The sequence below is a fragment of the Streptomyces sp. NPDC037203 genome (genome assembly GCF_055605065.1).
Map to the genome: position 1 here is coordinate 399,359 of NZ_JBVJUC010000001.1, position 15,744 is coordinate 415,102.

At 75.3% G+C, this 15,744-nt stretch carries 15 protein-coding genes and 1 pseudogene; 8 read left to right on the top strand and 8 right to left on the bottom strand.

Annotated features, from left to right (window positions below; all coding sequences use genetic code 11):
- Positions 1 to 341 precede the first annotated feature (341 nt).
- On the top strand, positions 342 to 1,532 hold the full coding sequence (locus ACZ7EC_RS01615; protein WP_471056235.1) for a PP2C family protein-serine/threonine phosphatase: 1,191 nt from the start codon (positions 342 to 344) through the stop codon (positions 1,530 to 1,532).
- A gap of 71 nt (positions 1,533 to 1,603) precedes the next feature.
- Here the strand turns inward: ACZ7EC_RS01615 and ACZ7EC_RS01620 are convergent, their stop codons facing one another.
- Complete coding sequence (locus ACZ7EC_RS01620) at positions 1,604 to 2,089, bottom strand: hypothetical protein (RefSeq protein ID WP_471056237.1); 486 nt, start codon at positions 2,087 to 2,089, stop codon at positions 1,604 to 1,606.
- A gap of 181 nt (positions 2,090 to 2,270) precedes the next feature.
- Positions 2,271 to 2,417, bottom strand: a pseudogene (locus tag ACZ7EC_RS01625) (polyketide cyclase); the annotation flags it as partial.
- A 360-nt stretch (positions 2,418 to 2,777) separates the two neighbouring features.
- Between ACZ7EC_RS01625 and ACZ7EC_RS01630 the strand changes: the two are divergent.
- Complete coding sequence (locus ACZ7EC_RS01630) at positions 2,778 to 3,359, top strand: ATP-binding protein (RefSeq protein WP_471056240.1); 582 nt, start codon at positions 2,778 to 2,780, stop codon at positions 3,357 to 3,359.
- 210 nt (positions 3,360 to 3,569) lie between these two features.
- Here the strand turns inward: ACZ7EC_RS01630 and ACZ7EC_RS01635 are convergent, their stop codons facing one another.
- The 5 genes from ACZ7EC_RS01635 to ACZ7EC_RS01655 form a co-directional block, all read right to left on the bottom strand.
- Positions 3,570 to 3,860: a hypothetical protein gene (locus ACZ7EC_RS01635; protein WP_471056243.1), complete on the bottom strand. Its 291-nt coding sequence runs from the start codon at positions 3,858 to 3,860 to the stop codon at positions 3,570 to 3,572.
- Positions 3,861 to 3,895: 35 nt separating this feature from the next.
- Complete coding sequence (locus tag ACZ7EC_RS01640; protein ID WP_471056246.1) at positions 3,896 to 5,980, bottom strand: acetoacetate decarboxylase family protein; 2,085 nt, start codon at positions 5,978 to 5,980, stop codon at positions 3,896 to 3,898.
- 358 nt (positions 5,981 to 6,338) lie between these two features.
- Complete coding sequence (locus ACZ7EC_RS01645) at positions 6,339 to 7,187, bottom strand: ABC transporter permease (protein WP_471056249.1); 849 nt, start codon at positions 7,185 to 7,187, stop codon at positions 6,339 to 6,341.
- Positions 7,184 to 8,158: an ABC transporter ATP-binding protein gene (locus ACZ7EC_RS01650; protein ID WP_471056252.1), complete on the bottom strand. Its 975-nt coding sequence runs from the start codon at positions 8,156 to 8,158 to the stop codon at positions 7,184 to 7,186. Before ACZ7EC_RS01650 ends, ACZ7EC_RS01645 begins: the two co-directional genes overlap by 4 nt.
- A 234-nt stretch (positions 8,159 to 8,392) precedes the next feature.
- Positions 8,393 to 8,845 carry a flavodoxin family protein gene (locus ACZ7EC_RS01655; RefSeq protein WP_471056255.1) on the bottom strand — a complete coding sequence of 151 codons (453 nt, stop codon included), beginning with the start codon at positions 8,843 to 8,845 and terminating at the stop codon, positions 8,393 to 8,395.
- Positions 8,846 to 9,026: 181 nt separating this feature from the next.
- Here ACZ7EC_RS01655 and ACZ7EC_RS01660 point away from each other — a divergent pair, with 181 nt between their 5' ends.
- The 6 genes from ACZ7EC_RS01660 to ACZ7EC_RS01685 all read left to right on the top strand — a co-directional run bounded on the left by ACZ7EC_RS01660 (position 9,027) and on the right by ACZ7EC_RS01685 (position 14,317).
- Positions 9,027 to 9,668, top strand: a complete 642-nt coding sequence (locus tag ACZ7EC_RS01660) for a class I SAM-dependent methyltransferase (RefSeq protein WP_471056258.1) — start codon at positions 9,027 to 9,029, stop codon at positions 9,666 to 9,668.
- A 59-nt stretch (positions 9,669 to 9,727) separates the two neighbouring features.
- A complete protein-coding gene (locus ACZ7EC_RS01665; RefSeq protein WP_471056261.1) occupies positions 9,728 to 10,063 on the top strand; it encodes a hypothetical protein in 336 nt (111 codons plus the stop codon).
- A 202-nt stretch (positions 10,064 to 10,265) separates the two neighbouring features.
- A complete protein-coding gene (locus tag ACZ7EC_RS01670; protein ID WP_471056264.1) occupies positions 10,266 to 11,630 on the top strand; it encodes an FAD-dependent oxidoreductase in 1,365 nt (454 codons plus the stop codon).
- A gap of 455 nt (positions 11,631 to 12,085) precedes the next feature.
- Positions 12,086 to 13,288 carry a hypothetical protein gene (locus ACZ7EC_RS01675; RefSeq protein ID WP_471056267.1) on the top strand — a complete coding sequence of 401 codons (1,203 nt, stop codon included), beginning with the start codon at positions 12,086 to 12,088 and terminating at the stop codon, positions 13,286 to 13,288.
- Positions 13,289 to 13,315: 27 nt separating this feature from the next.
- Positions 13,316 to 13,597, top strand: a complete 282-nt coding sequence (locus ACZ7EC_RS01680; RefSeq protein WP_471056270.1) for a DUF1232 domain-containing protein — start codon at positions 13,316 to 13,318, stop codon at positions 13,595 to 13,597.
- A gap of 27 nt (positions 13,598 to 13,624) precedes the next feature.
- Positions 13,625 to 14,317 (top strand): 2-phosphosulfolactate phosphatase, encoded by a 693-nt coding sequence (locus ACZ7EC_RS01685; RefSeq protein WP_471056272.1) that lies wholly within the window; start codon positions 13,625 to 13,627, stop codon positions 14,315 to 14,317.
- Between the two features lies 1 nt (position 14,318).
- Here ACZ7EC_RS01685 and ACZ7EC_RS01690 read toward each other — a convergent pair whose 3' ends face one another.
- Positions 14,319 to 15,518, bottom strand: coding sequence for a hypothetical protein (locus tag ACZ7EC_RS01690; protein ID WP_471056275.1), 1,200 nt, complete (start codon positions 15,516 to 15,518; stop codon positions 14,319 to 14,321).
- Positions 15,519 to 15,744: the final 226 nt, after the last annotated feature.

Below are 15,744 nucleotides of genomic sequence, written 5' to 3' on the forward strand. Positions count from 1 at the left end.
CGCAGCCCGGCGGCCTCCGATACATCCTGCCGCCTCGAAGACGCGGCCTCCTCCCCGTTGTGCGTCATGGCCCTCCCTTCCCGGCACCTGCCCCGGCGACCTGGGCGGACACCGGGGAGTCGTACGAGTACCCGGCGCGACGGCGGCGACACCGGGGCGGCGGAACCGGGGCCCCGGCGGGACGCGCCCGCAGCGCACGCCGCCGGGCGGCCCGGATGCCGCCCCGAGATCGGCCACCCCGAGATCCCCCACCCCTCCCGTCCCGGCTCCCTGGCGCGCTCCGGGGGCGCGCTCCGGGGCGCGAGTGGCCGCCCACTCCTGCCGGGAGCACGCTGGTAGGCATGAGATTCCGGCTCGGGTCGGCGGGCGAGCGGCGATTCCCGCAGTCCTCGCAGGCATTGCTGCTGCTGCCGGTCATGCTCATCGTCGTGATCACGGTGGTGGACGTGAAGGCGCCGGAGAACGTCCACCTCGGTCCGGCCCTGGTGATCGCGCCCGCGCTGACCCCGTCGTTCGCCGGCCCCCGCACCACCGCCGCCGTCGGAGCGCTGGCCACGCTCGCCCAGATCGTGATCGGTGTCGCGCACGGCGGCATCGGTACCTCGAACCACATCGTGCAGATCATCACCCTCGCGGCGCTCTCGGTGCTGGTGGTGATCTACAGCGCCCTGCGCGAGCGGCGCCAGGCCCAGCTGGCCCAGGTCCGCACGGTCGCCGAGGCCGCCCAGCACGTGCTGATGTGGCCGCTGCCCGAGCAGATCGGCCCGCTGCGGATCGCCTCGCTGTACCTGGCCGCGGAGGACGAGGCCCAGATCGGTGGCGACCTCTACGCGGCGACGGTGTGCGACAACGCCGTACGGGTGCTGATCGGGGACGTGCGCGGCAAGGGGCTGCCCGCCATCGGGGAGGCCGCGCTGCTGCTCAGCGCGTTCCGGGAGAGCGCCCACCGCCATCACTCGCTGCCGGACCTGGTCGACACGCTGGACCAGAGCGTCACCCGGTACACCGCCGACCTGGAGCCGGAGGACGAGGCGAGCGAGCGGTTCGCCACCGCGCTGCTGGTGGAGATACCGGGCCAGGGCCAGATCACCCGGATGACCAGCTGCGGGCATCCGCCGCCGCTGCTGCTGAGTCCGGGGCACGTGGTGACGGTGCCGAGCCTGCACCCCTCGCCGCCGCTCGGCGTGCAGGGGCTGCCGGTGAGCGTGGAGCACACGCTGGACGTCTTCTCGTTCGAGCCCGGTGACACGCTGCTGCTCTACACCGACGGGGTGGTCGAGGCGCGGGACGTGCGCGGCCGGTTCTATCCGCTGGCGGAGCGGGTGGCGCGGTGGACCGACGACACTCCCGAGGCACTGCTGCACCACATCCGGCGCGATCTGCTCGCCCACGCGGGCGGCCGCCTCGGCGACGACGCCGCGCTGATCGCGCTGCGCCGCACCCCGGTCGAACGGCACCGCCACCACGGCCACGGGCGCGATCATGGCCAGACGGCCGTCCGGGAGGGCGCGGCGGGCGCCGAGCGGCCCTAGCCCCGCCCCAGCCGCGGCCGGAGCGGGGCCGTACGACCGCCGGGCCGGTCCGGCCCGGCCGATGAGCCGGGTCAGTCGGCCGGCCGGAGGTCGGTGATCTTCAGGGTCCGCAGGTCGGACTGGACGTCGATCCGGGTGACCTCGGCGTGCGGGCCGTCGCTCCAGGTCAGCGTCACTTGGCTGGTGGCGTGGCCGGCGCCCGAGCCGGTGTAGGCCACCTGCCAGCGCACCGGCACATTCTGGGCGAAGAGGATGCCGTCGGCGTGCTGCTTGGCCTCGTAGGCGGCGACCTTCTGCTGGGCGGCCGGGGAGAGGTAGAAGGCGCGCAGGGCCTTGGCCTCGGCGCCGGCGGCCTTGTCGTCGGCGGCCCAGACGGCGTCGATGTAGGCGCCGTAGAAGTCGGCTACATGCTGGGTGGCGTTGCGCGCGTCGCCCTGGACGACGGCGGTGGCGCGCGGGGCGGAGGGGCGGGCGAGTGCGGGCGTCACCGCGGCCAGGCTGAGGCCGGCGGCGAGGGCGAGGGCGGTGAGCAGGGTCGTACGGCTGCGGACGGACATGTGTCTCGTTCCCCCGGTTTCGTGACGGACGGGCTGATCACGGACGTTGACGGCTGGTAAGACCGTGTTTCGGCGCGGGCGGTTCCGGTGGTTTCCGGATGATTCAGGGCGTGCGGCACATCGGAAAAGGTTGCGTCGGTTTCCGGTCCCGGCGCGTGCCGATCCGGTCATGTATCCGGTTCTACCGTTCCGCCGGCAACCGGGCGAACCGATCGAGGGCCATGCGGGTGCCCCGCTCGTTGTCCGCGCGGGGAACGGCGTCGGGAACGCCCTCGTGCGGGCTCTCCGCGTCCGTGCCGTCACCGGCCGGGGTGAGCGTCGTCGTCATGGGCCCCGGCAGGCAGCCGAGGGGGCCGCGCGCATCTGATGGGTGGCTCGGGCGGCGTACCCGAAAGGCATGCGGTTCGGCGCGGCGTCCCGGGCGCCGCCGACCGGCCGGGTGCCGTATGCCCCCGGTCGGCCGCCGGTTTCAACTCGCTGGTTGCGTGCCGTTGTTGGCAGATGGGAAAGTGGGGCCGACTGCTCCGGCCGACCGGGGAGCAGGCGGTGCGGGCGGTCGGGGGACCGGTCCGCGGCACGGCCCCGTCCGGGGCGGTGTGCCGTCTGCTGCGCGCGGCCGGCCGACCAGACCCCCCACCACGCACGGCCGGACGCTCCCCACGCGAGGCCGGACGAAAGGCGCACGGCGATGGCTCCGCCCTCCCTCCCCCGACCGCTGCACCGCCCGCCCCCGGACACCGGAACGGACGAGCCGCCCCGCGCGGACGGAGTGCCCCCCGTAGGACCGTCGCGCTGCGCGGACGCACCCTCGCCGAGGTGGCGCGCGGCCTCCGCAGCGGCGGGGCGCCCGGACACCGGGGTCCGGCTCGCGGCACCGGCCGCCTCCTTCGACCTGCCGGCCCGGCCCTGGTGCGTCGGCGCCGCCCGCCGGATCGTCCGGGACGTGCTGACCACCTGGGGGGTGCCGGAAGGGGTGACGGACGACGTGGTCCTGGTGGCCTCCGAGCTGGTCACCAACGCGCTGGTGCACGCGGATGGCGCGCGTATCGCCTGCCGGCTGCGCCGCGCGGCCGGGCGGATACGGATCGAGGTGACGGACGAGATCACCGGGGAAACGGACGCCGCGTTCCCCGTGACCCGCCACCCCGGCCCCGAGGAGCAGCACGGGCGCGGTCTGCTCCTGGTGGAGGCGGTGAGCCTCGGCTGGGGCGTCCTCCTCCCGGCCGACCGGCCCACCCGTACCGTCTGGGCGGAACTGCCGTTCACCTGAGGGACGTTGCCTCACCCGGCCCGTCCGGGCAGTCCCGCCACCCCACGAACCGCCGCCACGGACACACCCCCCCCCACCAGCTCGAAGGACCCCCCATGCACCACACCACCCCTCTCGTCGACCCCTCCTGGACCCGCACCCGCCCGAAGCCCGGCTCGGAGGAGCAGCCCGGCTGAGCCGTGCGCGGCGCCCCCTCGGCCCACGGGTGCGCTACGGCCCCGACATCGCGCCCCGCGTCGGCCGGTCGGCGCGCGCCTGGGCGAGCAACGCCTCGGCGGCGGACCGCAGTCGGACCGCCGCCGCGGCGCAGGCGGTCGCGTGCCGTTCCAGGGCCGGCCGGCTCCAGCCGGGTGCCGCCGGGCTGTCGCCGAGCGTCGTCGCGGTGGCGCGCAACCGGCGGGCGTAGCCGTCCATCAGATCGGCGTCGGCCCGCAACCGGCCGATGTGGGCGAGGAGTTCATCGGCCTGCGCGGCGCGCGCCCCGGCGGACTCGGTCACCATGCGTACTCCTCACCAGGCTGTGTGCGTAGGGGACGTCAGCGCGCCAGCTCCGCGCCGCCGCCGCGGTGCGCCATGAACTGCGGGCAGGACAGCACGAAAAGGGGCCGGACCGCGTCGATGCCGAGCCGCCTCAGCTGCCCGGCGAGGGGTTCGGCGGCCGCCGTGTCGAGCCGTACCCGGACGCCGGCGCCCGGATGCAGCCGGAGCCTGCCGTGGGCCCGGACCAGGGTGCGTACCGTGCCGGTGCCCCGGCGGCCGTACAGGGCCCGGTCGGCGTCCGGGCAGCGCACCCCCGGCCCGAGGCGGCCCTCCACCACGAGGCCGAGGTCGTCCGAACGGGCCCGGATCTCCCGGCCGGTCAGGTCGGCCTCGGCGCGCATCTTGAGCACGGGCTGCCCCCAGACCTCCCGCGCGACCACGCGGGCCGCCTCGGTGGTGACGCCGAGCGAGAGGACGTAGCGGCCGGTGCGGCGCAGGTCGACGCGGCGCAGCAGATCGGTGACGGCGTCGTACGGACGCGGTCGCCACAGGTCGTCCACCAGTACGGACAGCGCGATCTCGGTGTAGGGGCCGATGGTGGTGCACCGGTGCTCGTGCACGGACAGCACCGCGAGGGCGCGGGGGCCGAGCCGGCTGGGCGTCAGCCAGTCCGCGTCGGGCAGCAGGCTCCGGGCGGCGGCCGGGTCGACGGGGAAGCAGAGGTGCGCGGCGGCGGAGTCGTAGTACCGCACCGGCACGTCGACGGGGCCCACCGTGGTGCGCACGGGGGCGGTGGCAAGGGTGAGGAAGGGATGCCCGGCGGGCGGGTGGGCGTGGTTGGTGAGCCGGTAGGCCTGGGTGCGCACGACGGGGCCGCGGTAGGGCGCCAGCGCCTCGTCCAGGTCCGCGCGGGCCTCCGGAAGCAGGGTCCGCAGGTGCTCGATGTACTCGCGCAGGCGGTGGCACCGGGGGAACTCGCGGGTGGGCCCGGCGTATTCGACGTGGTGACGGCCGGGACCGGCCGCCGGACGGGTGCGGGGGCCGTCGGGGGCGGCCACCAGGTCGTACTGGTTGGCGACGGTGGCGATCCAGGTGCGGGGGTCGGCGGCTTTGCGCTCGCCGGAGGGGGAGCCCACGGCGATGGCGTGGGTGACGCGGTAGGTGCGGCAGAAGTCCTCGTCCTGGGCGAGGTTGAGGACCGCGTTGCCGCCCTCGCTGTGGCCGATCAGGGCGAGTTCGGCGCCGCGCGGAATGCCGTGCGCGGCCAGGGCGTGCACCAGGGAGCGGGTGTACGGGGAGTCCGTCGCGCACAGGTCGCGCCAGGCGCCCACGAGATCCTGCGGGGCGTCGTCGCGGGGACGGCCGGGGGCCGCGCCGGGTGCCTGGACCACGTAACGGACGACGCCGTCGGGGCCGCGCACGTTCTGGACGAGGATCCGCCCGTCGGTGGAGAGCGCCTCGATGTTGCGCAGGAAGCCGAGCAGGGAGCCCTCGGTGGCGATGATCCGCCGCCGCTGGTCGGTGAGGTCGACGGCCTCGGCGCCGCCCTCGGGGGTGCTGTCGTGTTCGGGCGGACCGTCCAGCAGGGCTTGCACGGCGAGGAGTTCGGATATCAGCGGGGCGAGCCCGGACAGCGCGCGCTGGGCCGTGCGGTCCCTGAGCAGGGCCCGCAGGGTCCGTACGGCGTCCTGGTCGCGGTCCGCGGCGAGCGCCCGGTTCAGCAGGCGCATACCGGGAGTGCGCGCCAGTTCGGGATGGTCGGCGAGTACGGCGGTGACGCGCAGCCGCAGGGAGGCGAGCCCCACCAGCGCGGCGAGGTTCTCCGCGCCGCCCGCACGGCCCGCGAGGCCGAGGGCGCGGGCCATGGTGCCGCGCGGACCGGTGCCCGCGGGGGTGCCGAGGCCCGGTGTCGCGGCCAGGGCCCGCAGCAGGGCCCGGTATCCGGCGAGGCCGGTGCGGGGGTGCCGGCGGGTGGTGGCGGCCAGTTCGGGGGCGGTCAGGGTGGCGGCGGTGCGTTCGGACACCGCGCGGATGCCCTCGGCGATCTCCAGCACGTCCCGCGCGCAGTCGCGCAGCACGTCTCCCTCGTGGTCCGGACCGCCCGGCGCGGGTTGTCCGGGGGCGGTGCCGTCCGCTCGCATCCGACGCTCCCTCGGCTCGACGACGTTCGACGGCTGCGGGTCGCGTCCGCCGGACGCGACCCCGCGTCCATCGTGTGCCAGCCCCACCGGCCCCGCACCTTCGTCGGGGGCGGTGACGGGGGCGGGGGGTCGGGGTGCGGCGCCGGGAGGGCGCCGCGGGACGACAGGCTGGGGGCGCGGGGCCGCCGAGTGGGCTCGCGCTTCCCCTACGGGTCCGGGTCACTCGTGTGGCCTAGGGGCGGTGGGGCAGGGGGTCAGGGGTACGACGGTCGGGGGGCCGGGGACACGGCGCTCACGCGGGCCGGGCCGGACGGGCGCCGGTGTCCGGCGCCCGTGTCCGTGTCGATGTCCGTGTCGGTCAGACATCCCCCCGGCGCAGCCGGTAGGCCGCCGCCGCCAGCGCCAGCGCGGTCCAGCCGAGGAAGACCAGCAGTCCGGCGCCGGGGGCGAGGGTGGTGGCGTCGTGCGTGAGGGCGTACATCGCCTGGCCCGCGTTGCTCGGCAGGTAGGGGCCGATGTCGTCCTGCCAGGAGCTGGGCAGCAGGGAGGCGAGGCCGGGCAGGAGCATGAAGGTGGCGACCAGGACGGAGATGCCGCCGGCCACCGAGCGCAGCAGCGCGCCCAGGGCCGTACCGATGACGCCGACGAGGCCGAGGTAGAGCCCGGCACCCAACAGGCCCCGCACAACGCCCGCGTGACCGATCGCCAGGGCGGCGGAGGTGTCCGAGACGACCCGGCTGCCGGCCAGGAAGGCGGCGAACGCGCCGACCGTGCCGAGGACCAGCGCGACCAGCCCGTACACCGCCGCCTTGGACCACAGCACGGGCAGCCGGCGGGGCACCGCCGCCATGGTGGAGCGGATCATGCCGGTGGAGTACTCCCCCGCCGTGACCAGCACTCCCAGCACACCGAGGGCGAGTTGGGCGAAGTTGGCGCCGAAGAGGGAGAGGCTGAGGGCCGTGGAGCGGGCGAAGTCCTTGTCCATGCGGGGCGAGCCGGTCATGGACCGGTAGCGGTAGGCGGCGATGACGCCGAAGACGACGAGGAACAGCAGTCCCAGGCCGAGGGTGATCCACGTGGAGCGCAGGGACCAGAGTTTGGCCCATTCGGAGGCGAGGACGCGGCGACCGGTCACCCGGTAGGCGGGGCGGCCGGACGCGGCCCCGGTGTTCCCCGCGGCCGGGGTGGTCTGGGTGAGGGTGCTCATGCGGCGCTCCCGGTGCGGTCGGTGCCGGCCGTGGTCACGGTGGTCGCGGCGGTGTCGGTGCCGGTCGTGGTGCCGTGGTACTCGACGGCCTCCCTGGTCAGTTCCATGAAGGCCGACTCCAGCGTCACCGCCCTGGTGCTCAGTTCGAACAGGGGGATGCCGTGCTCGGCGGCCGTGAGCCCGATCTGCCGGGCGCTCACCCCGCTGACCTGGAGTTCCTCCGCGCCGACCCGTCCGGTGATCTCCACCCCCGGTCCGGCGAGCACCTCCCGCAGCCGCCCCGGATCCCCGGTGGCGACCCGTACGGTGTCCCCGCCGGCTTCGCGCACCAGCTCCCGTACGGTCGTGTCGGCGAGCAGCCGCCCGCGGCCCACGACGATCAGATGGTCCGCGACTTGGGCGACCTCGCTCATCAGGTGGGAGGAGACGAAGACCGTCCGGCCCTCGGCGGCGAGCGAGGTGAGCAGGTTGCGGATCCACAGGACGCCCTCGGGGTCGAGGCCGTTGACCGGCTCGTCCAGCATCACCGTGCGGGGGTCGCCGAGCAGGGCCGCGGCGATGCCCAGCCGCTGGCCCATGCCGAGTGAGAAGGAGCCGGCCCGCTTGTCCGCCACGCTGCCGAGCCCGGCGAGTTCGATGACCTCGTCGACGCGGCGGCGCGGAATGCCGTGGGTCAGCGCGAGCGCCCGCAGGTGCTGGTAGGCCGAGCGGCCGGGGTGCACCGACCTGGCTTCCAGCAGGGCGCCGACCTCCTGGAGCGGGGCGCGGTGGCCGGCGTAGCGGCGGCCGTTGACGGTGACGGAGCCGCTCGTCGGGGCGTCGAGGCCGATGATCATGCGCATGGTGGTGGACTTCCCGGCGCCGTTCGGGCCGAGGAACCCGGTGACGGTGCCGGGTTCGACGACGAAGTCCAGTCCGTCGACCGCCGTCTTCTCGCCGTATCTCTTGGTCAGTCGTCGTGCCTCGATCATGCGGGCTCCCTCTTTCGCGGACCGCGGCGTCCGTCGCGCCCGCACGGGCGGCGGCGTCCGTCACGTCTGACGTCTCATCCGCCACGCTAGGCGCCGAAACCCCGCGAACCCTTGGTGATGGGGGCTGAACGGGGCAGAGGGGGTGGTACAGGGGGGTATTGCGCCGACCCGTCGCGCCGGAGCGGGCCGGTGCGGTGGCGCCGGTGCGCCGCGCCGTCCGCGCGGGCGGCCGGTTCAGCCGGACAGGCCCGCCGCGAGGGTGGCGCCGAGTTCCCAGCACGCCTCCGTGTCTGCCCGGCCGGGTTCACCCGTGACGGTGACCGGTTCGGCCGCGCGGCGCCAGCCGAGGCCGGTGGTGATGGTGTCGAGGGCGCGCACCGCGCCGGTGACGTCGTTGCCCCCGTGGACGTAGTAGCCGAAGGGGCGGCCACGGGTCTCGTCCAGGCAGGGGTAGTAGATCTGGTCGAAGAAGTGTTTGAGGGCGCCGGAGAGGTAGCCGAGGTTCGCGGGAGTGCCGAGGAGGTAGCCGTCGGCTTCGAGGACGTCGGCGGCGGTGGCCGCGAGGGCCGCGCGGCGCACGACCCGGACCCCCTCGATCTCGGGTGCGGTGGCGCCGGAGACGACGGCCTCGAACAGGGCCTGGCAGTTGGGCGACGGGGTGTGGTGGACGATCAGCAAGGTGGGCACACCCGCACCCTGCCGGGTCGGACGCGCGGTGCGCAAACGGGGCTTCGCCGCTCGCCGTTGTGGCGTGCCGCGCGGGGTGCGAGGATGCCGGCGGCGGTGCCGAACGCAGTGGCGCCGTACACGCCGGTGCCGCGCGGCGCGGGGCCGCACGGGCCGGTGCCGCGCGACGGGAGGAGCCGTGGTGGGCGAGGACGAGCGCCGGGTGCCGGCGGCCGTGGTGTTCGACGCGCTGGGTCTCGACTACGAGAGGGCGTTCGCCTCCTCCGCGGCGCACCGGGCGTCTCTGCGGTGGCTGCTGGAGCGGTTGGCGCCGGGCAGCCGGGTGCTGGACGCGGGCTGCGGGACCGGGCGGCCGACGGCCGAGGCCCTCGCGGCGGCGGGGCACCGGGTGCTCGGCGTCGACGTGTCCCCGGTGATGGTCGAACTCGCCGCGCGGCAGGTGCCGGGGGCCGAGTTCCGCCGCGCCGACATCCGCGAACTCCCGCTGGAGGAGGACGCGTTCGACGCGGCCTGCGCCTACTTCTCGCTGCTCCAGATGGACCGGGCCGAGCAGGAGGCCGTGGTGGGCCGCCTCGCGCGGGCGGTACGGCCCGGCGGGTTCGTGGTGCTGGCGACCGTACCCGTGGACATCGAGGGCGCCGAGGGGCTGTTCATGGGGCAGCCGGTGCGGGTCACGAGCTTCGGCGCGGACGGGTTCCGGGAGATGGCGGGCCGGGCCGGTCTTGCCGTACTGGCCGAGGAACACGCGGAGTTCGCGCCGGCGCACCCCTCGGCCGTACCGGAGCCGCACCTGTTCCTGCACTGCAGGCGGCCTGCGCCGTAGCCTCTGGTCTTCCTCAAGCCGCTTGGTCCGCGGGGCCGTCGGCGTCCAGGATGGCGAACATGACGGGAATCGCGGGTCTGAACAGGAAGCACAACCACGTACTGGTCATCCGGGACGCGGACGTGGTGGCCGCGGCGCTGCGCGGGGCGCTGGCGGAGGCGTCGCCCGAGGAGCGGCCGGGGCTCGAACGGGCCGTCGCGCTGGTCGAGTCGACCGCCGAGGCCACCGAGGCCAAGCTGCGCGCCGACTGGACCCGCGGACGGCTGGCCGCCGTCGGCTTCACGGGGGACCTCTCCTCGGTCGCGGCGACGAAGGCACTGCGCCAGGCGGAGCCGAGGCTGAGCCTGCTCGCGGCGGTCCAGCTCCAGAAGGAAGCCCTGACCCACCCGGAGTGAGCCGGAGGGGGCCCTCCGCGCTCGGGGCCGTGAGGGGCGCGGCGAGGCACCCGCAAGGGGCATCCCCAGGGGCATAAGACGCCCCTGGGGAAGTCATAAGATCTCCTTATGAGGTCATAGGCGGGACCCGCGTACCAACTTAGGGCTGCCTTAGCTTAGGCTTCCCGATCGAGTCGACTGTTTCACTCGAAGGGAACTGATCATGCCGCGCCCCCTGCGGGTAGCCATCGTCGGAGCCGGCCCCGCCGGGATCTACGCCGCCGACGCCCTGCTCAAGTCCGAGGTGGCCGCCGACCCCGGCGTGTCCATCGACCTCTTCGAGCGCATGCCTGCCCCCTTCGGCCTGATCCGCTACGGTGTCGCGCCGGACCACCCGCGCATCAAGGGCATCGTCACCGCCCTGCACCAGGTGCTGGACAAGCCGCAGATCCGCCTGTTCGGCAACGTCGACTACCCGGCGGACATCAGCCTGGACGACCTGCGGACCTTCTACGACGCGGTGATCTTCTCCACCGGCGCCATGGCCGACCGCGCGCTGTCCATACCCGGTATCGACCTCGACGGCTCCTACGGCGCCGCCGACTTCGTCTCCTGGTACGACGGCCACCCGGACGTGCCGCGCACCTGGCCCCTGGAGGCCGAGAAGGTCGCGGTGCTCGGCGTCGGCAACGTGGCCCTGGACGTGGCCCGCATCCTCGCCAAGACCGCGGACGAGCTGCTGCCGACCGAGATCCCGCAGAACGTCTACGAGGGTCTGAAGGCCAACAAGGCCCTGGAGATCCACGTCTTCGGCCGCCGGGGCCCCGCGCAGGCCAAGTTCAGCCCGATGGAGCTGCGCGAGCTGGACCACTCCCCCAACATCGAGGTCATCGTCGACCCCGAGGACATCGACTACGACGCCGGTTCGATCGAGACCCGGCGCGGCAACAAGCAGGCCGACATGGTCGCCAAGACGCTGGAGAACTGGGCGATCCGGGACGTCGGCGACCGGCCGCACAAGCTGTTCCTGCACTTCTTCGAATCCCCCGCGGAGATCCTCGGCGAGGACGGCAAGGTCGTCGGGCTGCGCACCGAGCGCACCGCCCTGGACGGCACCGGCAACGTCAAGGGCACCGGCGAGTTCAAGGACTGGGACGTCACCGCCGTCTACCGCGCGGTCGGCTACCTCTCCGAGAAGCTGCCCAAGCTGCCCTGGGACCTCGGGTCGGGCACCGTCCCGGACGAGGGCGGACGGGTCATCGAGGAGGGCGGCACGCACCTGACGTCCACCTACGTCACCGGCTGGATCCGGCGCGGCCCCGTCGGTCTCATCGGCCACACCAAGGGCGACGCCAACGAGACGGTGGCCAACCTGCTCGCCGACCACGCGGGCGGCCGGCTGCACACCCCCGCCTCGCCCGCGCCGGAGGCCGTCGACGCCTTCCTCGCCGAGCGCAACGTCCGCTACACCACGTGGGAGGGCTGGTACCGCCTCGACGCCGCCGAGCGCGCCCTGGGCGAGCCGCAGGGCCGCGAGCGGGTGAAGATCGTCGAGCGCGAGGACATGCTGCGCGAGAGCGGCGCGTGAGCGCTCCCGCGCGCCATCCCGGCAACGGCTGAGCCTCCGGCCACGGCTGACCCCCTCGGCCACGTCTGATCACACCGCCATGGCCGGTCCGGCTGCCACGGCCGACCACCGCCTGTGCCCCGCACGCCCCGCGTGTACGGGGCGCAGGCGCGCAGCGGGCGCATACCGGGCTCCCGACGAACGCGGAGATACGCGGGCGTACACCGGCGCGCGGAGCCCGGCGGAGCGCAGTCCGGCGGGCACGGCCTGCGGGAGCCGACGCGCGAGCGATCGACCCGCAGGACCGGGGCACGCGACCCGAGCGTCCCGGTGAAGGGCCGTACGCGCGCCCCCGGCGGCGCCCGCGCACCCACCAGCGGGGACACGCGCCGCGCGCGGGCGCGGGGCCCTCTACGTTTCCCCGCGGCGAGCGGTGATACTGGAAGGCGCACCCGCCCCCATCAGCAGATTGGCCTATGTCGAACTCCGCCACCGACCGCGCCCCCCTTCCGCAGTCCGTCTGGGCGGCCCGCGGCCGTCACACCGGCCCCGCCCCCGACGACGTCGTCCGCCGCACCCTGCGCCGGCACAAGGAGAGCGGGGACATCGACGACTTCGCGGAGCCTCCCGTGCCCGAGGACGCCACCGGGGGCGATGCGCCGCCCACGGTCTTCGAGGCCCGCTGGCGGGCGGGCGGCACGGTGACCGTGCGGGCCCGGCTCACCCTCGTACCCCGGCACGGCCGGCCGCAGGGGCACGAGTGGCGGCTCGTCGCGGAGGCCGAGCGGCCCTGGGACGAGGGCTGGCCCTCGCCCGCCACGCTGTTCTGGCCCGAGGGCGGTACCGGCGACGACGGCTCCTGGGACCACCACCCCACGGTCGCGGGCCTGCGCTTCCGGCAGGTCAACGCGCTGCCCGCGGACGACAAGGAGATGCGCCGGCGGCTGCGGGACGCCGCGCGCGAGGCCTGGTGCGTCAACCTGGTCGTGCACGAGGCCATGACCCCCGACGAGCAGGGCAAGCTGCCGCTCACCCGGCTGCTGCCGCCCGGCCTCAGGCACCGCGTGGTCGAGCACCGCGCCGCCCCGCACCAACTGCGCGGCGTCAACTGGGCGTTGAAGGACCTCGGGGTCGAGGTACCGCGCGGCGGCGCCGTACTCCTGCCGCCGGACCCCGCCCCGGAGGACTACGACGGCGACCCGCACCGGGTGCGCAGCGTCTTCCTGGACGGCTCCGAGCCGCCCGAACTCCTCGCCGCGCTGCGGCACTTCGTCGCCCTGCCGCGGCCCGCGCCGCGGGCCGCGGCGGAGGCGCTGGCGGACCTCAGGGACAACTGGACCCTGATGACCCACCAGGAGGAGCTGGACCGGGAACGGCGGCTCGTCGCCATGTACGCCGAGGCCCTGGAGGCCATGACGAAGTCGCGGGACCTGTACAAGCAGGCCGCCGAGCAGGCCCTGGAGGCGCTGGCCGCCTACCGTGACGTACCGGCGCCCGCCCTGCCGCAGCAGCGGCCCGCGGCCAAGGCGCCCGCGCCGCTCCAGCAGCTCACCCGGACCTTCGAGCGGCTGCGGCTCCCCGGTCTTCCGGGGCTTCCCGGCCTTCCGGGCCGGGCGAAGACCGGACCCTCGACCACCGCCGACGGCCAGGAGCCGCCGTCCCCCGACCTGTCGTCGTAAGGCCCCCGAGCCGCGCAAGGAGCCCCGATGGACACCACCACCCTGCTGCTGATCGTCGCCGCCGTCGTCGCCGCGGGCCTGTTCGCCGGTGCCGTCGCACTGCTGGTGCGCCTGGTGCGCACCCGGCGGACACTGCTGCGGGCGGGACTGCCCACGGGTCCGCGCTGGGTGTTCTGGGGCGCGGTGGCGTATCTGCTGCTCCCGGCCGATCTGCTGCCCGACCCCATCTACCTGGACGACATCGGCGTCCTGCTGCTCGCCCTGCGCAGCATGCGCGCCGCGCGCCCGGAGACCCCCCGGCTGCCCTGAACCGGCCGGGTACCGGATCATGGTGCGATGCGGACGGTGTTCACTGGGATCTCGGACGCTCCGGCCGCCCCGGACGTCGCCGTCGTCGTGGATGTGATGCGCGCGTTCACCGTGGCCGCCTCGGCGCTGCGCCGTGGCGCCGAGCGGATCGTGTTCGCCCGGACGCGGGAGGAGGCGCTGGCGCTGAAGGCCCGCGGTCCGGGCCGGCTCGCCTTCCAGGACGGGGCGCCGGTGCCGGGCTTCGACCTCGCCAACTCGCCCGCGCGGCTGCGCTCGCTCGACGTGCGCGGCCGCACGATCGTGCAGAAGACCACCGCTGGTAAGGCGGGGGCGCTGGCCGTGGCGGACGCCGGGCTCGTGCTGTGCGCGAGCTTCCTGGTGGCCGGGGCGACCGCCGGAGTGCTGCGCCGGGCCGGGGCGCGGACGGTGACCTTCGTCGTGACCGGGGAGGACGGGCGGGCCGAGGAGGACCGGGCCTGCGCCGAGTACATCGCCGCCCTCGTGCGCGCCGCCGACACCGATCCCGGCCCCTATCTGGAACGGGCCCGCCGCTCCGCCGCCGCGGCGGAGCTCGCGGAGGGGGCGCGGCGGGGGTGGCCGGGGGTGCATCCCGAGGACGTCGAGCTGTGCCTGGACGCCGACAGCGTGCCGTTCGCGATGGTGGCCGCCCGGACGGACGGCCACCTGGTGCTGCGGCCTTTGACCGCCGACGCCCGCTGATTCAACTCCCGCGCCGGTCCGGCCCGTCGAGCCCCAGCAGCACGGCCACCACCGCCGCGAGCGCAGCGAGCGCCGCCACCCCGGCGGCCGTACCGGCGAGCCAGGGCGGTGCGAGTGTCGCCGCCCACAGTCGGGCCGGGTCCGGCGGCCCGAGGTGCCCGCCGAGCAGTTGTCCGGCGCCGAGCCCCGCCGTGACCACGAGGGCGCCCGCCGCCGCGCCGAGCCGGGCGTGCGCCGCCCGCGTGGGCAGGGCGAGGCCCAGCAGCATGCACAGCGCGGAGGCGACGAGCGTGGCGCCGAGGAGCCCGCGGGACAGCCCGGCCCAGTAGCGGGGCGCGTGGGCGGCTCCGCAGAGGAAGACCAGGAGGGCGGCCGTGCGCACCACGGTCTCGGCGCGGAAACGCGAGGTGGCGTGCCGCGGCGGGGCCGGAGCGGACGCGAGGGCGGAGGCGAGGGCGAGGGGCTTGTGGGAGGCGGGTTCGAGGCGCAGGAGCTTGATACGGGGCGCCCGGCGGGGCGGAGCAGCCGGCGGCTTCGGGTACCGGTCCTCCGCAGCAGGCGGCTCTTTCGGGCGCTCGCTCCCTGGAGCAGGGTGCGCTTCCGGGCGCTCGCCTGCCGGGGCAGGGGCCGCTGCCGGGTCCACGCTCTCCTGGGCCGCGGGCGCGAGCGCCCGCCCCGGCGGATTCGCGACCCCACCCGCGATCCCACCTGCGACGGCGGCCCCGCCCGCGGTCGCCCCCGCGGCCGTACGCGAAGCCGCACCCACCGCGGCCGGGTCCGCGCCCCCACCCCGACCCGCGCTCGCACGCACACCCGCGTCCGCGTCCGCCGCCAACCCGGCGATCAGTTCCGTCAGTTCCTCGATCGTCCGACCGGTGGCCGCGGCCGCTACGGCGGTCCGTCCGCAGCGCGGCTCCAACGGGGCGTGGTGCAGCAGCCGCAGCAGCGGGCCGACCTCGTCCACGGGACGCTGTCCGGCGGCGACGCGCAGGACGGCGTCGGCGCCGGCGGGATTCCTCGGGGGCCGGGTGAGCAGAGCCGCCAGTCGGGTGACGTCCGCCACCGAGCGGTCGAGCCCCGCCGACCGCACCGCCTCGGCCAGGGCGGGCGCGTGCTCCGGGGAGCCTTCCAGCAGGGCGATGAGCCGGGCGACGTCCTCCAGCGGGCGGGTGATGACGGCCGTACGAACCAGGCTGATCACCGGATCGTCGTACCGACCGCTCTCCTCGCGCCCGGTCCGCGCACCCGGCCCGGCCCCCGCACCTTTCGTGTTCCCCGGCCCGGCCGCCGGTGCGGACCGCGTCAGGATCCGGACCGGCGGCACCCGGACCCCGACCGCGGGCGGCGCCGTGCCTATGAGGGAGTCGTCGGGACAGGTGGACGAAGATCGGGTCGTCATCTCGGCTCCAGTACGGAAATACGGCCGC